Below are 15458 nucleotides of genomic sequence, written 5' to 3'. Positions count from 1 at the left end.
CTTTGAGGGATGACAGTTTTCGCCTGCATTCATCATATAAGGAGGGGCACCAATGCGGCTTGAACGGTTTTTTGCGAATCTGCAGAAGGATTTGAAGGTTTTCCTTTTCCTTCTCCTCATTATATGTTTCTATCGTGTATATTTTATGGCATATATGTCGGAATCGATGACGCCGACGACTTCGATGGGGGATGTGCTTCTGGTGCTTTGGCTGGGGTTTCGTCTCAGTCTGAAATCAGCGGGGGCTATGGCGCTTTGTGGCTTTGTATTCTGCTCTTTGCCGGAGCTTGTTTTGCCGAAGCTGCGGCTGTCTCGTTTGCGGCTTTGGCTCGGAACGGCGGGGAGTGCGATTCTTGCCGTACTCTTTCAGGCACGGTTTCCGTATTATGAGGTTTTTCATGCGACGTTCGGCAGGGAGGTCGTGCAGGGGCTGCACGAGGATATGCAGACGATTTTCTCGATGTTGGTTGAATCGTATGCGCTGCCGACACGCTTTTTAGCAGCCGTTGTTTTGACTGCAATTTCCTATTTTCTGCTGCGCCGCCTGCTGCGTACGGAAACGATGCCTTTGCCGAAGTGGTTGAATCGGTGGGCGGCAGGCGTGGGGCTTTTTCTATTTATTCCGATTTTTTTTGTTTTTATTCGCTTCGGAGGCAGTTTTAATTATGAGCATTCGATCAACTGGGAGAATGCTTCGGTCACAAAAGACCCTTTTCTTAATGAGTGCATTCTGGACGATATTCAGGCGATGTATCGCGTGCGGGATTTTTACCTTAATATGCAAAAGAAAGGCGGTCTCGGTCTCATTGATGTATCGCGTGCTGAGGAATACAGTGCTTTCCTAAGGGGGGACATGAGTAAGGGGGTAGAGCTTGAAGCAAGTCTCACGCGTACGACGAAGGGGGCGCGGCTTCCCAAACCGAAGCATATCTTCATCATTCTTGGTGAAACGTATGCGCAATGGCCGATGCTTCCCGAGTATGCCGATCTTCATGGCGCCGATGGTATCAAGAGTTTGATTGCTGAGGATCGAGCCTTTTATACGCAGTCTTTTATGCCGAACGGTACGTTTACGCTGGTGGCGATTACGGGGCTTGTAACGGGCCTCAGCGATGTCGGCATGGATTTGAATTATCAGCCGAAAAGCTATCGGGAGGCGTATCTCACTTCGATGGCGCCGCAGTTTCAGCGCTTGGGCTATCGCGTGGAGTTTTGGTATGGAGGCTATCCTGAGTGGGACTCCATCAAGAAGCTGTCACTTGCCCAAGGGTTTGACGCCTTTTATGGTGCGCCGGACTACAATGCGCCGCAGCAAAATGTTTGGGGGACGACAGACGGTCATCTCTTCGATGCGCTTTACGAGCATTTGGCAGAGGAAGCGCCGACGGTTCATCTCATCATGACGATCTCCAATCATCCGCCTTACGATATTGATCTTGCCGCAGAGGGCATTGATATGGCAGAATTGGAAAGTGCGCTGCAGGGACGTACGGAGCAGCCGAAGCAGCTGGCATTGGAAGTGGGGCACTACCGCTATATGGATAAGGTGGTGACGGATTTCGTGCGCAGGACGATGGCGGCGTATCCGGACAGCATTTTCGTGATCACGGGCGATCATTCAATTCGCATGGATCCGACAGCGCAGCCGACGCTTTTTGAGCACGAAAGTGTGCCGTTTGTCTTGTATGGTAACGGCGTGACGAAGGATATCCTGCCTGAGGATGTTGTGGGCGGACATACGGCGATTGTGCCGACTTTGCTTGAGTTGATTGCGCCGGAAGGATTTTCGTATACTTCGATTGCACGAAGTATGACGGAGGGAACGAAGTATGCGTTCAACTCGGATTGTTGGATCAGTCGTGAAGCTATGGGCAATGTCGATGACGACCGTATGGAGCTTTTGCCGGGAATTGTATCGCCGCAGGGCAATCTCGCGGCAGAGCGTGAGGCAGCGCTCTATGAGGTCGCTGCGATGCGGACGATTTCTCGAATTTTAATCGGAGATATGGAAAAGTGAGGATGCAGGATATTGGCGATTTACGATTGTTTTACGTTTTATAACGAATATGAACTTCTTGAATGGCGTTTGAAGATGCTATACGATGTTGTCGATTTGTTTGTTATTGTCGAGGGAAATCGTACGTTTCAAAATAAGCTCAAGGAGTTTAATTTCCCTAAATATGAGACGCTCTTTGCACCTTATGAGAAAAAAATTCGTTATGTGGCAATTGAGGAAGAAATGCCATATGACAGCGATTGGTCGATCGAAATTTTTCAGCGAAATTATATCAAGAATGCTCTTGTTGACTGTAAGGATAACGATATTATTCTTTTGTCCGATGTCGATGAGTTTGCCGCGCCGGAACTTTTGCAACAGGTGAAAGATGGCTTGGGTGAAGTTCATATTTTTTCTACGTTCGAGCGTGTGGCAGAGCGTGAGGGGTTGCGCGGTTTGTCGCGTAATACGCGTTGTTTTTTGCGGTCATTGCCTTACATGGGCAAGCGATCGTCCATACGTGAATTTTTGAGGCATAGTCCTGTGGTGTGTGAGCAGGCGATGTATAATTTTTTCATCAATTATCAAAGAGATTCGAACTGGTGCGGCTTGATTCTTGCGGAATATGGGCAGATCGCGGATATGCAAACGCTGCGTTCACGGCGTAATCAATTTCCGCTGGTATACGGCGGCTGGCACTTTTCATCTTTGGGTGGTTTGAAGATGATTCGTAATAAGATTAACTCGACATCCGACGGAATGTGCAATCCCATTTATGGTTTGCCGGAAGAAGAGCAGAATCAAGTGATCGAAGACGCACTGGAGAAGGGCTATATTTGGTGGCGAGATGAGTATTTGAAAAAACGTACCTTGGAGGATATGAATATTCCGTGGATTGAATGGTTTGCGAAGAAGTATCCGTATATGTATCATGGCTGAGTTTTGTGCTTTGATGAAATGCGCTCGGGATGGTAAGGAGAAAGAACGTGCAAAGTTTTTGGAGCTTAGGGAAGAAAATATATAACATGTCGAACCCACGCGAAGCGCGTCGCTGCGTGGTGTTTTGTGCGCGTGCGATGGCGAATCGCTCGCGGATGCGGCAGATTGACGCTTTTTTCCATCAGGATGCAGTCTTGCAGCAGGTGGCGGATGTGTGTCCGTTCGTTTATGAGCAGCCGACGCGGGCGTTTTTCTATAACAAGTCCACGTTTGAAGAACGCGCTGCGCTTGTTGAGACGCATATAAGGTTCTTGCGGAATGTGTTGGCAGAGGATATCCTAATAGATCTTTATCGGCATAAATCCGTGCCGCTCTGGCATGGTGCGGCATGCATGGAGAAAGAACTCGCTGCGTTTCTTCTTTTCGAGCCGGGACAGCGTAAGGAAGGGCTTCTTTCCGTCATGCTGCGGCTGGGTGAGAGTGCGCTTTATCAGATCGTCTTCTGGCTCAATCAAGCGCCGGATGGCGAGATGGCGATGTGGATCGGTGCGATGCAGGGGCCGAATATGGAAAATGCCAAGGAGGTTGTCAAGCAGGTGACGAAGGCGTGTCATGCCTATCGCACGAAGAATCTCATTCTCTATATGGCACAGGCAGTCGCAAGAGCTTTGGGGCTTAAGCGTATTTATGCCGTATCCAATGAGGGATACTATGCGAATAACCATATCCGCCGCGACCGCAAGCTCAAGACAGACTTCGGCGCTTTCTGGGAAGAAGCGGGCGGTCATGTGCTGGCGGATGCACGCTTCTATGAACTTCCGCTCGTCGAGCTGCGAAAGACGATGGAGGAAGTGCCGACGAGGAAGCGTGCCGTCTACCGCAGGCGTTTTGCTTTTTTGGATGATGTGGACGCGCAGATTGCGGAGAATATGGGGAAGATTTTGCGGTCGAGGTGAGAGGCGTGTATGGTCTGCCATCAGAGCATTGGAAAGCAATTTATCGAATCATCCATGCGCAAGGGGCGCGGCTTCGCTGGGTGAAGCTTTTTGGCTCGCGAGCGCGGGGGGAGGCGCGGGCGACTTCTGACGTTGATCTTGCCTTTGCGGGAGAGCCGGAAGTGCGCGGGGCTTTGTGTGATGCTTTCGAGCAAAGCGGTCTGCCGTATACGTTCGACCTTGTCGATTATGAGCGTCAATCGAATGAGAGATTGCGTCAGGTGATTGATGCCGAAGGGAGATTGCTGCTGGAAATAGGAGAGGATGGCGACCAGCTTATGACAAAAGCACAGATTCGCTTGAAGTGGGAGGACTATCATAGAGCGTTGCAGCGCTTGCAGGCAGTGCTCCGAAAAGAGCCGGATGTGGATGATTTGTACCTTGACGCGACGATTCAGCGCTTCGAGTTTTGCTTTGAACTGGCATGGAAGCTGATGAAAGCGGCGCTTTCCTACGAGGGGATCGAGGTTAGCAGTCCGCGGACCAGCATACGTGAGGGGTGGAAGCAGGGGCTGGTGCAAGAGGCGGAAGCGTGGCTCGATATGCTTGAAAAGAGGAATTTGTCTGCGCATACATACAACGAGCAAACGGCGCAGGTGATTTATGCGGCTGTGAAGGGCAAGTACTTTGCGATATTGGCGGCGCTGGACGGAGAAGTTGCGGCGCGATTGGAGGTCATGCAGGAGGTTTTTCGATGAATCTGCCGAATCCTATCCACGAGGGGATCGTGCGGCTCGCACGCAAGTACGGCTTGTCGCGCGTCGTACTCTTCGGCTCGCGGGCGCGTGGGGACAACTGGGAGCGCAGCGATGTCGATCTTGCGGTTGCAGGCGGCGACGTTGTGCGGTTCTCGCTCGATGTGGACGAAGAGTTGCCGACACTCTTGATGTTCGATGTCGTTAACTTGGACGGTCCTGTGCAGCCGGAGCTTTTGGAAGAGATTCAGAGGGATGGTGTTTTGCTCTATGAAAAAGGCAGAGAATTTCTTCAAGGCGCTACAGAATCTTAAGGAGATCGAGGGGAAGAATCCTCCCTATGATACGATTGTGACGGCGGGCATGGTGTCGCTTTTCGAGATATGCTTTGAGCAGGCATGGAAGGCGATGAAGGAGCAGTTGGAGGCGAGCGGTTATGGCGAGTATAAGAGCGGCTCGCCGAAGAGCGTCATCAAGCTGGCGTATCAGGCGCGGATGGTCAAGGATGAAGAACTTTGGCTTGCGGCCTTGCAGGCGCGTAACAATGTGGCGCATTCCTATAGCGAGCCAATCGCGCTTTCCATTATTCGTGACAGTCAGGAGAAGTTCATCGCGATGTTTGAGCAACTGGCGAAGGAGTTGCGGGAGAGTTGGCTGTGATGGAAGTTTGATGTTTATAGAAATAGGCATTTTTATAAACATCAAGCTTTCATCTTTATAAAAATGCCCATTTTAGCAAAGGTCAGGTGTACGGGCAAATGGCATACAAGAGCCTGAAGAAGATATACTACAAAAAGACAGAGGATCTAGAAGAAGTATATCGGGCGCGCTATCAATCTGAGGCGGCCTATCACTTTGATATATGGATCAAACAGTACAAGCATAAAACGCCGTATCCGGCATTCTTGTGCCTTACACAAGAGTTGTTTTTGCTCATGGAGCGTATTTATAAATCATATGAGGAGTTTCTGTACCTCGTCAATACGGTGCCGCATGTTATTCTGCGGCAGTTTTCGCTCTTGTGTATCGTGGATGAGGTGAAGTCGACGAACGATATCGAAGGAGTTCGGAGTACTAGGCGTGAAATCAAGGAAATCCTTGATGGGGGGATACGGAAATCCCACCGTTTGGAGAGTATTGTCCAAAAGTATCGGGGACTGCTTTCAAAGGAAAAGATCGCCTTTGAAACAAGCCATGACATCCGTAAGTTTTATGATGAATTTGCACATGAAGAGGTCATTCGTGACGATCCGCGAAATGAATTGGATGGAGAAATATTCCGCAAGGATTCTGTTGATATTGCTTCCCCTACGGAACGCACTGTGCACCAAGGGATTTTTCCTGAAGCACGAATTATAGAAGAGATGGAAAAGGCGTTGGCTGTTCTTCATGATGAGAAGATTCCCGTATTGATTCGGATGGCTGTATTCCACTATTTTTTTGCTTATATTCATCCCTTTTATGACGGGAATGGAAGAACGGTGCGCTTTATCACGGCGTATTTCCTAGGGAAGCATCTTCATCCTTTGGCAACGGTTCGTCTGTCCGTTATATTCAAGAAGCATCAGAAGAGGTATTACAAACTTTTCGAGGAAACGGACAGTGAGCTCAACCGAGCAGAGATGACGTTGTTCGTGGAAGAGTTCATACGATTCATTGCGGAGTCGATTGACGATACTGTACGAATACTGGAACGGAAAAAGGAACAGGTGGAGAGGTATCGCCAGCAGATCGAAGAAATGGATCTGGAGGATGCGCTGACGAAGAATTTGTATTACATTTTGCTTCAGGCTGCTTTATTTTATGGGCAGGGTATTACGATACAAGAATTGGAGAAGGTGTTGAAAAGATCGCGGGCGACGATTCAGAAAAGATTGGACAAGATTCCGGAGAAGGATCTTGTGAAAACGAGGAAAAGGGCAATCTATTATAAGATCAATATGCTTCTTTTCAAGAAGGAAAAGGCAGAGGGAGGAAAGACGAATAGAGCCTGAGCAACCAATGGAGGAGGAACACAATATGGCATTCAAGGAGATTCAGCCGCAGGAGATGCGGGATGATGTGTTTACGCTGATTGGCAAGGATTGGCTCGTCGTTTGTGGCGAGAAGGATGGCAGGGCGAACGCGATGACGGCTTCTTGGGGCGGCATGGGCGTGCTCTGGGGCAAGCCTGTGGTGTTTATTTTTATTCGTCCGCAGCGTTACACGAAGGAGTTTGTTGATGCGGCGGATGGCTTTACGCTTTCCGTGCTTGACGAGTCGAAGCGCAAGACGCTCAACTATCTCGGCACGGTGTCGGGGCGCGATGAGGCGAAGATTGAGAAGGCGGGGCTTACGCCTATTTCGAATGGGGGCTTCACGTACTTTGCTGAGGCGCGATTGGCAATTTTCTGCCGCAAGCTCTATGCGCAGGAGATGAAGGAGACTTGCTTTATTGTGCAGGAGCCTGCTGCAAAGTGGTATCCTGAGAGGGATTACCATACGATGTATGTGGCGGAAATTCAGAAGGTGCTTGTTCGCGCGTAGGGGGCAGGAGAGAGATATGCGGCAGGAGATTCATGAGCAGATCAAGGGGACGAGCCTTGCACGCGGTATGACGGATGCGGATGTCGATGCTCTTTTGGCATCGAGCCAGGTGCGTCTCGTACGCTATAAGAAGGGCGAGATCATCTTTCATGAGGGCGATGTGCCCGAGCGGCTTTTTTTGCTCATTTCAGGCGCGGTGCGCATATTGAAGGATACGTATTCGGGAAGGCAGATTTTTCTCGGCGAGATCCGTAAGCCCGGTGTGATGTTCGGCGAGGTGTATCTCTTCATTGAGCGCCATGCATACGATATGTTCACGCAGGCTCTTGTGCCGACGGAGCTTTTGGAGATTTCCAGCCGCATGTTGACACAGGGAGCTGCGGATGCGGCGCTGAGTGAGGCGTATGATTCGCAGCGCGTGCGCCTGCAGGGGCTGCTGCAGAGGAATCTCCTGCGCGATTTTGCGCGCAAGGCGTATCAGATGAACAATATGCTTAAGGTGCTTGCGAGCGGCTCTTTGCGCGGCAAGATCGCGCGCTATTTGATGCTGCAGCCGCAGCAGGACGGCGGCAAGATCTGCCTGCCTGAGAGCCGCGAGTCGACGGCGATCTATCTCGCGGTGTCGCGCCCTGCGCTTTCGCGGGAGTTGAGCGCCATGCAGCGAGAGGGGATTCTCTCTGTGGAGTCGCGTACCATTCGCATTTTGGATAGGGATCGGCTGGAGGAGTATTTGTAGAAGTTTGCAGCAATAAAAAAGCGTACAGTCCGTGATCGTTTGGGCTGTACGCTTTTTCTATTTTGTCTGATGTGTTTTATGCTTCCATGATGATCGGCAGGATCATGGGGCGGCGACGTGTTGCATCGAAGATGAATCGGCTGAGAACGTCGCGGATGGTCGTTTTGATGACGGACCACTCGGTGACATGCTCATCTTCGCACTTCTTGAGGGCGCTGAATACCCGCCGTCTGGCGGTGTCCATGAGTTCTTCGGATTCGCGCACGTAGACGAAGCCGCGCGATACGAAGTCGGGACCGGATACCATGCGCCCGGATGCGCGGTTGATGGTCACGACGACGATGATGACGCCTTCGCGCGAGAGTTGTTGGCGGTCGCGCAGGACGATGTTGCCGACATCGCCGACGCCGAGTCCGTCGATGAGGACGATGCCGGACTGCACTTTGCCGTTGAGCTTTGCTGAGTTGCGTGTGAGTTCGAGGATGCCGCCATTTTCGTTAAGGAAGATGTTCTCCGGGGGCATACCAAGGCTCTGCGCGAGTTTGGCGTGGCGCACGAGCATACGGTATTCGCCGTGGACGGGCATGAAGTAGCGCGGACGGATCAGATTGTGCATGAGTTTCAGCGCGTCTTGTCCGGCGTGTCCCGAGACGTGGATGCCTTCGCTCTTGCCGTAGACGACGTCGGCGCCGAGCTTTAGGAGGAGATCGATGGTTTTGCCGACGTAGCGTTCGTTGCCGGGAATTGGCGTCGCCGAGATGATGACGGTGTCCATCGGCGTGATGTTGACCTTACGGTGCGAACTCATCGCCATGCGTGTCAGAGCGGACATCGGCTCGCCTTGACTGCCCGTCGTTGCGATGACGATCTGGTTGTCGTTGTAGCGGCCGATCTCATCGATGTCGATGATCGTGCCTTCGGGTGCATTCAGATAGCCGAGTTCCATAGCAATGTTTGTGACGTTGACCATGCTGCGCCCGAGGATCGCCACTTTGCGCCGATAGCGCACGGCGGAGTCGATGATCTGCTGGATGCGCGAGACGTTCGATGAGAAGGTGGCTACGATGATGCGCCCGCGTGCGCGCCGAAAGACACGGTCGAAAGCGACGCCGACGGTCGCTTCGCTCGGCACCGGATCGGCTCGTTCGGCGTTTGTGCTGTCGGCGAGCATGAGCAGCACGCTCTTGTTGCCGATCTCCGAAAGCGTCTTGAAGTCTGTGAGTTTGCCGTCGACGGGCGTGTAGTCCATCTTGAAGTCGCCCGTGTGGAAGATCGTGCCGAGCGGCGTGCGGATCGCGAGCGCCACGGCGTCAGGGATGCTGTGGTTCACGCGCACGAACTTGATGGCAAAGCAGCCGAGCCGAAGCTGGTCGCCCGCCATGATGGGATGAAGGTTCTGCGTCGAAACGCCGCGTTCTTCTAAGCGTCCCTTGAGGATGCCGAGCGTCAGCGGCGTGCCGTAGACGGGTACGTCAATTTGGCTCAGAACATACGGCAGGGCGCCGATGTGATCCTCGTGACCGTGCGTCAGCACGATGCCTTTGATATGGTCGCGGTTTTCCAACAGATAGGTGATGTCCGGAATGACGAGATCGATGCCGAGCATGTCTTCCGTCGGGAACATCAGTCCCGCATCAATGACGAGAATATCGTTGCCGAAGCGCAGTACCGTCATGTTTTTGCCGATTTCCCCGAGTCCGCCCAAGGGGATGACCTGTAATTTTTTTGCGCTGGCAGAATGACTGGTCGAATGTGTGTTTGAAGAATTTGAAGCCAAAAAATATACACCTCCAAAATTTTGTTTGTTTTTAGCTGAACCTCTGTCCAGCAAGTTTTAGCCGATCAATACACATCTCATAGTATTATATAACACATGAACTTTTTTTGCAAAAGAAAACGGTAAAAGCCGCCCGTACAAGGCGGCAGAGAATTGACAAGTAAATTTCAGCAAAGCGGAAGCTGGTGTGTGCGGTTTATTCCGGCGAGGCGTCGCTTTTCGGAGAAAAACATCATCTTTGTATACTTTCAACCCGTTCGACGCGGACGTTTACGTCGTAGAAGGTGCTGCCGCCGCCTTTGTCGGTCAGGCGTTGGCTGGTCAGCATGTTGATGCCGCGCCTTCCTTTGCAGTAGGTACGCCACCAGACGCCTTCGCTGACGAGTGTGCCGGAGCGGACGCGGCGGCTCAAGGAGAGCGTGAAGGCGGCTGTGCCGCGCTCGTTGCTGCATACGACGGGATCACCGTCCGAAAACCCCAGTTTCTCGGCGTCGTCAGGGTGCATCAGCAGTCGCATGACTTTGCCGCGCGAGAGTTCTTCGCGCTCGTTGAAGGATGAGTCGAGGATGCGTGCGTCGGGGGCGCTGATGAATTGGAACGGCTCCTCGTCGCCGTGGGCGGGGAAGTAGTCGGGCAGGGGCGGCTCTTCTTTCGGGTTCAGCAGTTCGATCTTGCCCGAGGGCGTTTTGAAGTCGAGCTTGTAATCTTCGGGCAGAGGAAGGTCAACGGGCAGTCCTGCGGCGAGAGCCGCTTTGTCTACGGGGAGCGGCCATGCGTCGGTTGAGGCGATCAGCTCTTCGATGAGTTCGGTCTCGCTTTTTTGGAAGAACGGGTCGTTAAGCCCTAGGACGTCGGCCAGCAGACAGGCGACAGTCCAGTTCGATTTTGCCTCGCCAACGGGCGAAATGACGGCTTCGCCGCGCTGGATCGTGTAGTGTCCATAGGCTGCATAGATGTCGCTGTGCTCCAGCGAGGTCGTCGCCGGCAGCACGATATCGGCATAGAGTGCCGTGTCGGTTAGGAAGCGTTCGTGCACGACGGTGAAGAGGTCGTCACGCAGAAGGCCCTCGGTCACTTTCTTCTGGTCAGGCGCTGTGCAGGCGGGGTTTGAGGAGTAAACGAAGAGGCTTTTGATGGGCGGCTCCCAGGCGGATGTCAGGGCATTGCCGATCTCGCACATGTTGACGAGACGCACGTTTTTCCGCAGGTCGGGGCGCTGCACGATGTCCTTGCTGAAGGCGCGGCTGCCCGGGACAGAGGAGAGGAGACCGCCGCCCGGCTTCTTCCATGCGCCGACGGCGGCGGGCAGAGCGAGCAGGAGGCGCGTCGTCATCGCGCCGTTCGTATAGCGCGAGAAGCCGCTGCCCAGACGAATGAAGGGGGCGCGCGCCTTGCCGTAGGCGAGGGCGAGTTCTCGTATGGCCGCGGGGGAAAGTCCTGTGACGGCAGCGGCGCTTTCCGGCGTATGGCGCGGCAGGACAGTTCTTTTCAATTCCTGCCAGCCTTGGACATGTGCGGCGAGGAAAGCCTCGTCCGTGAGTCCCTCTTTTTTCAGTACGTGAAGCAGTGCGAGCGCGAGTGCGCCGTCTGTGCCGGGACGTACGAGGAAGGCGCGGTCAGCTTGCTGCGCCGTAGCCGTCTCGTAGGTATCGACGCACCAGATCTTGGCGCCGCGCTGTTTCGCCAGCCGCACGTCGTGTGCGAAATGAATGTCCGTTGCGAACATGGATAGACTCCAGAGGATGATGAGATCGCTTTGCTGCGCTTCCTGCGGACGGATGGCAAGGGTTGATCCCATGACGGAGTTCCAGCCATGACGCTTCGCGGGGGAGCAGATCGTGCGGTCAAGCTCTGCCGCTCCGAGCGTGCGAAAGAGTGCATGGTAGGCATCGTGCTGCAAAAGCCCCATCGTTCCTGCGTAGGAGTAGGGCTGTATGGCTTCAGCGCCGTACTGCGCGATGATTTCCTGCCAGCGTGCGGCGATTTCCTGCACTGCTTCTTGCCATGAAATCGGGCAAAATTCGCCTGCGCCTTTCTTCCCCGTGCGCTTGAGCGGCGTGAGCAGGCGGCGCGGCGAATGGACGGTGCGCTCGTAATGTGCCATTTTCGAACAGAGCGTGCCGCGCGTGAAGCTGTGCGTGGGATCTCCCTTGACCTTTCGGGCGCGTCCGCCCTCGACCTCGACGAGAAGACCGCAGCAGTCGGGACAGTCATAAGGGCAGACTGAGCGCAGAATTTCCATGATAATTCCTCCTCGTATAATATGTAAAGCAAAGAACGGTTGAAGTTGTCTTTCTGGCATGGGCAAATTTTCGGGATATATGTTCAGCCGTCATACGAAGCGGCATGTGTTGCTTTTTCACCCGTTTCTTGTAATGGCGTCTTCAAAACGGCACGCTGTACATATCCTCACGCCCTTACCGGAAACTTAGCCAATCGGTCTGCGTCTGCGGCTTGACTTCTTGGAGTTTCATAGCAAAAAGAAAAGCACCCGTCGCAGGTGCTTTTCTTTTTGCTCATGCTTCTGTGTGCATTCGCTAAGATGCTGCTGCCGATCAGAATGCGGGAACGATCGCGCCTTTGTATTTCTCGTCGATGAACTTTTTGACTTCCTCGGACTTCAGCGCTTTCATCAGCGCTTGGATCTCGGGGCGCTTCTCGTCTCCGGCGCGTACGGCGATAATGTTGACGTAGGGGGATGTGCTGTCCTCCATGAAGAGCGCGTCTTTCGTGGGCACGAGGTTGGCCTGTATCGCATAGTTTGTGTTGATGACGGCGGCGTCGACATCATCGAGCGTGCGCGGCACTTGGGCGGCTTCGACTTCCTGAAATTTGAGGTTCTTCTTGTTTTCCGCGACGTCATGCACCGTCGGGTTCGTGCCGGAGCCTTCTTTGAGCTTCAAGAGGCCGGCTTTTTCGAGAAGCAAGAGCGAGCGCCCGCCGTTTGTCGGGTCGTTGGGGATGGCGACGGATGCTCCGTCAGAGAGTTCGTCGAGCTTCTTGATTTTGCGCGAGTAGACGCCCATCGGTTCGATGTGGATGCCGCCGGCGTTCGCGAGCTTCATTTCTTTGTGCTCGGCGATGAAGTTATCGAGGTACGGCAGATGCTGGAAGAAGTTCGCGTCGAGTTCTTTGTCGTTCAGCGCGATGTTTGGCTGCACATAGTCGGTGAATTCGACAACTTCGAGCTTGTAGCCTTCCTTTTCGAGGAGCGGCTTGATCGTCTCAAGGATCTCGGCGTGCGGCACGGGTGTTGCGCCGACCTTGATGGTCTTGGATGCGGCGTCTTGTCCGCCGCATCCTGCGAGGGCGAGTACGGCGAGTGTGAGCGTCGCAAGGATGGTGAGAAGTTTTTTCATGATGTTCCTCCTTGTGAATGGGGATGTTTCGGTGAAAGCCAATGGAGACTGAGCCTTTGACAGCTTTCATGAATGTTGCTTTTTATTTAATCCGTCCGCCAGGCGGTTGCCTAGGAACTGGACGATTTGCACGAGGACGATGAGAATGACGACGGTCGCGATCATGATATCGGGACGGAAGCGTTGGTAGCCGTAGCGAATCGCTAGATCGCCGAGACCGCCGCCGCCGATCGCGCCAGCCATCGCCGACTCGCCGACGAGAGCGATGATGACAGTCGTGAGCTGGGCGACGATGCTCGGCATGGCTTCGGGAAGAAGCACATGCCGCACGATCTGATAGGGCGTTGCTCCCATGGCGAGGGCGGCTTCGACGAGGCCGGCGGGCACCTCTTTGAGCGAGGTTTCGACCTGCCGCCCGATGAAGGGGATTGAGGCGAGGACGAGCGGCACCATCGCCGCCGTCGTACCGATGGAGGTGCCGACGATGAAGCGCGTGAAGGGGATGATCGCGACCATCAGGATGATGAACGGGATCGAGCGCAGCGCATTGACGACGGCGCCGATGGAGCGATTGAGCGGCAGGCATTCGAGAATCTGCCCCTTCGCCGTCGTCGCGAGCAGCACGCCGAGCGGTATGCCGATGAGACTGGCGACGATCATGGAAACGACGACCATGTAGACCGTTTCACCGAGCGCTTTGGTGAGGAGCGGCAGCATATCAGCGGACATAGCCGATCACCTCTTTCTTCAAGTCGCGCGTATCGAGGTAGGCGAGCGCACGGTTGATCTCTGCCTGCTCGCCTTTGATACCGACGATCATGCGCCCATAGGGCACGCTTTTGATCTGATCAAGCGTGCCGTAGAGAATTGAAACTTCGATGGGAAAGCGGCGGATGACGTCGGCGATCACGGGATCGTCAGCGCGTTCACCGAGGAATGTCAAGCGAAGGAGCAGCTCGCCGCCTTCGATCGGCTCCGGCGACAGATCCTTTTGGCGGTAGTTGATCGGCAGGTCGTTCGATAAGAGCGTGCTGACGAACTCGCGTGTGATCGGCTGCTGCGGCTTCGTGAAGATGTCGAGCACAGAGCCTTTTTCAGCGATGACGCCGCCCTCGATGACGGCGACTTTGTCGCATATATCCTTGATGACCTGCATCTCGTGCGTGATGATGACGACGGTCAACCCGAGCTTCTTGTTGATGTCGGCAATGAGCTGCAGGATGGATTTTGTCGTCTGCGGGTCGAGCGCACTCGTCGCTTCGTCGGACAGGAGCACCTTCGGATCGGACGCAAGCGCACGCGCGATGCCGACGCGCTGCTTCTGTCCGCCCGAGAGCTGCGACGGATACTGCTGCGCTTTGTCGGCAAGACCAACGAGCGCGAGCAGCGGCTCGACCTTCTTTTTGATCGTCTGCTCGTCTGTGCCGGACAGGCGCAGAGGGAAGGCGACGTTGTCATAGACGGTCGCCGATGACAGCAGATTGAAGTGCTGAAAGATCATGCCGATGCCCTTGCGCGCTTTGCGAAGCTCGGCTTCATTGAGCGCGGTCATATCCTTGCCGTCGACGATGACCTTGCCTTCGGTCGGACGTTCCAACATGTTGATGCAGCGGATCAGCGTCGATTTGCCCGCGCCCGAGAGCCCGATGATGCCATAGATCTCGCCGCGCCCGATGTCTAGGTCGATGCCGTTTAACGCCGTGACTTCGCCTGCCGTACTTGCGTAGCTTTTCTTAATTTTTGAGAGCTGTATCATGCTCACGGAATCACTTCCTTGTGCCTGCGCCGACATGCGGTGGCAGGAAAGTATCATACCAAATTTATATGATTTGCATGTTATCATAGACGCGGCGGCTTGTCAAGATGTTTGCTGACCGCATCTTCTCTATTGTACGGGATTTGTTCCATTTTGTATAGATGAATAGAGAATTTGAAAGAAAAAACTCGAAGCGGATGTCGGCTTTGCACTTGGCAGGTGATTTCTGTCATGCAAAAGTATTGTTTCCCACAGTGAGCTTTGCTATAATGTTCGCGAATGAGACACGAGGGACGGCGAGGCTGTCGCTTTGCCAAAGAGAGGAGCCGGATGATTCGCATGACAGCAGAGGAAAAACGCAAGGGTGAAATGGCGACGGTCAAAAAGATGCTCGAAATCTACTGCCGCGCACACCACGGCAAAGGCATGGCGCTGTGCGAGGAGTGTGAAAAGCTGCTTGACTATGCTTATGCACGTGTCGAGCGCTGTCCGCATATAGAGACGAAAACTTTTTGCAGCGCGTGCGAGACGCACTGCTACGCGCCTGCGATGCGCGAGAAAATCCGCGAAGCGATGCGCTACAGCGGCCCGCGTATGCTGCTGCACGCCCCGGGGATGGCGCTGCGGCATATATTCATCGAGTGGCGGGAGAAGCGTAGGGGGAAGCGTCGGTGAAGTT

Annotated in this window: 15 protein-coding genes; 10 read left to right on the top strand and 5 right to left on the bottom strand. The window is 53.9% G+C overall.

What is annotated here, in order from left to right; genetic code table 11:
- Window positions 1-52 precede the first annotated feature (52 nt).
- From ACO5Z0_RS10470 to ACO5Z0_RS10430, 9 genes are all read left to right on the top strand, one after another.
- Window positions 53-2017 (top strand): LTA synthase family protein, encoded by a 1965-nt coding sequence (locus ACO5Z0_RS10470; RefSeq protein ID WP_485650260.1) that lies wholly within the window; start codon window positions 53-55, stop codon window positions 2015-2017.
- Between the two features lie 12 nt (window positions 2018-2029).
- On the top strand, window positions 2030-2935 hold the full coding sequence (locus ACO5Z0_RS10465; protein ID WP_485650259.1) for a beta-1,4-N-acetylgalactosaminyltransferase: 906 nt from the start codon (window positions 2030-2032) through the stop codon (window positions 2933-2935).
- 86 nt (window positions 2936-3021) lie between these two features.
- Entirely contained in the window at window positions 3022-3891 is an 870-nt protein-coding gene (locus ACO5Z0_RS10460; RefSeq protein WP_485650258.1) for a VirK/YbjX family protein, read from the top strand.
- Window positions 3892-3896: 5 nt separating this feature from the next.
- Window positions 3897-4628 (top strand): HI0074 family nucleotidyltransferase substrate-binding subunit, encoded by a 732-nt coding sequence (locus ACO5Z0_RS10455; RefSeq protein WP_485650257.1) that lies wholly within the window; start codon window positions 3897-3899, stop codon window positions 4626-4628.
- Window positions 4625-4939: a nucleotidyltransferase family protein gene (locus tag ACO5Z0_RS10450; RefSeq protein ID WP_485650256.1), complete on the top strand. Its 315-nt coding sequence runs from the start codon at window positions 4625-4627 to the stop codon at window positions 4937-4939. The genes ACO5Z0_RS10455 and ACO5Z0_RS10450 overlap by 4 nt, the downstream gene beginning before the upstream one ends.
- Entirely contained in the window at window positions 4896-5285 is a 390-nt protein-coding gene (locus ACO5Z0_RS10445; RefSeq protein ID WP_485650255.1) for an HI0074 family nucleotidyltransferase substrate-binding subunit, read from the top strand. The genes ACO5Z0_RS10450 and ACO5Z0_RS10445 overlap by 44 nt, the downstream gene beginning before the upstream one ends.
- Before the next feature lie 98 nt (window positions 5286-5383).
- On the top strand, window positions 5384-6619 hold the full coding sequence (locus tag ACO5Z0_RS10440; protein ID WP_485650254.1) for a Fic family protein: 1236 nt from the start codon (window positions 5384-5386) through the stop codon (window positions 6617-6619).
- A 25-nt stretch (window positions 6620-6644) separates the two neighbouring features.
- Window positions 6645-7151 (top strand): flavin reductase family protein, encoded by a 507-nt coding sequence (locus tag ACO5Z0_RS10435; protein ID WP_442674049.1) that lies wholly within the window; start codon window positions 6645-6647, stop codon window positions 7149-7151.
- A gap of 16 nt (window positions 7152-7167) precedes the next feature.
- On the top strand, window positions 7168-7887 hold the full coding sequence (locus tag ACO5Z0_RS10430) for a Crp/Fnr family transcriptional regulator (RefSeq protein WP_442674050.1): 720 nt from the start codon (window positions 7168-7170) through the stop codon (window positions 7885-7887).
- A gap of 76 nt (window positions 7888-7963) precedes the next feature.
- On the opposite strand, the gene ACO5Z0_RS10425 is transcribed toward ACO5Z0_RS10430, so the two are convergent.
- The 5 genes from ACO5Z0_RS10425 to ACO5Z0_RS10405 form a co-directional block, all read right to left on the bottom strand.
- Window positions 7964-9664 carry a ribonuclease J gene (locus ACO5Z0_RS10425; RefSeq protein WP_442674051.1) on the bottom strand — a complete coding sequence of 567 codons (1701 nt, stop codon included), beginning with the start codon at window positions 9662-9664 and terminating at the stop codon, window positions 7964-7966.
- Between the two features lie 232 nt (window positions 9665-9896).
- A complete protein-coding gene (locus ACO5Z0_RS10420) occupies window positions 9897-11906 on the bottom strand; it encodes a molybdopterin-dependent oxidoreductase (RefSeq protein ID WP_485650253.1) in 2010 nt (669 codons plus the stop codon).
- Window positions 11907-12219: 313 nt separating this feature from the next.
- Complete coding sequence (locus ACO5Z0_RS10415; RefSeq protein WP_485650252.1) at window positions 12220-13023, bottom strand: MetQ/NlpA family ABC transporter substrate-binding protein; 804 nt, start codon at window positions 13021-13023, stop codon at window positions 12220-12222.
- Window positions 13024-13089: 66 nt separating this feature from the next.
- Window positions 13090-13752: a methionine ABC transporter permease gene (locus ACO5Z0_RS10410; RefSeq protein WP_485650251.1), complete on the bottom strand. Its 663-nt coding sequence runs from the start codon at window positions 13750-13752 to the stop codon at window positions 13090-13092.
- Complete coding sequence (locus ACO5Z0_RS10405; protein ID WP_442673731.1) at window positions 13742-14779, bottom strand: methionine ABC transporter ATP-binding protein; 1038 nt, start codon at window positions 14777-14779, stop codon at window positions 13742-13744. The genes ACO5Z0_RS10410 and ACO5Z0_RS10405 overlap by 11 nt, the downstream gene beginning before the upstream one ends.
- A gap of 339 nt (window positions 14780-15118) precedes the next feature.
- Between ACO5Z0_RS10405 and ACO5Z0_RS10400 the strand changes: the two genes are divergently transcribed.
- Window positions 15119-15454: a nitrous oxide-stimulated promoter family protein gene (locus tag ACO5Z0_RS10400; protein WP_442673732.1), complete on the top strand. Its 336-nt coding sequence runs from the start codon at window positions 15119-15121 to the stop codon at window positions 15452-15454.
- Window positions 15455-15458 lie beyond the last annotated feature (4 nt).

The sequence above is a fragment of the Selenomonas sp. genome, from assembly GCF_057272215.1.
This window is presented reverse-complemented; position numbering and strand designations above follow the sequence as displayed.

Coding starts and splice junctions, on each gene's coding strand:
- ACO5Z0_RS10400 (WP_442673732.1), top strand. CDS start 15,119: ATGACAGCAGAGGAAAAACGCAAGGGTGAAATGGCGACGGTCAAAAAG.
- ACO5Z0_RS10445 (WP_485650255.1), top strand. CDS start 4,896: ATGAAAAAGGCAGAGAATTTCTTCAAGGCGCTACAGAATCTTAAGGAG.
- ACO5Z0_RS10430 (WP_442674050.1), top strand. CDS start 7,168: ATGCGGCAGGAGATTCATGAGCAGATCAAGGGGACGAGCCTTGCACGC.
- ACO5Z0_RS10420 (WP_485650253.1), bottom strand. CDS start 11,906: ATGGAAATTCTGCGCTCAGTCTGCCCTTATGACTGTCCCGACTGCTGC.
- ACO5Z0_RS10440 (WP_485650254.1), top strand. CDS start 5,384: ATGGCATACAAGAGCCTGAAGAAGATATACTACAAAAAGACAGAGGAT.
- ACO5Z0_RS10405 (WP_442673731.1), bottom strand. CDS start 14,779: ATGATACAGCTCTCAAAAATTAAGAAAAGCTACGCAAGTACGGCAGGC.
- ACO5Z0_RS10435 (WP_442674049.1), top strand. CDS start 6,645: ATGGCATTCAAGGAGATTCAGCCGCAGGAGATGCGGGATGATGTGTTT.
- ACO5Z0_RS10410 (WP_485650251.1), bottom strand. CDS start 13,752: ATGTCCGCTGATATGCTGCCGCTCCTCACCAAAGCGCTCGGTGAAACG.
- ACO5Z0_RS10470 (WP_485650260.1), top strand. CDS start 53: ATGCGGCTTGAACGGTTTTTTGCGAATCTGCAGAAGGATTTGAAGGTT.
- ACO5Z0_RS10460 (WP_485650258.1), top strand. CDS start 3,022: ATGTCGAACCCACGCGAAGCGCGTCGCTGCGTGGTGTTTTGTGCGCGT.
- ACO5Z0_RS10450 (WP_485650256.1), top strand. CDS start 4,625: ATGAATCTGCCGAATCCTATCCACGAGGGGATCGTGCGGCTCGCACGC.
- ACO5Z0_RS10415 (WP_485650252.1), bottom strand. CDS start 13,023: ATGAAAAAACTTCTCACCATCCTTGCGACGCTCACACTCGCCGTACTC.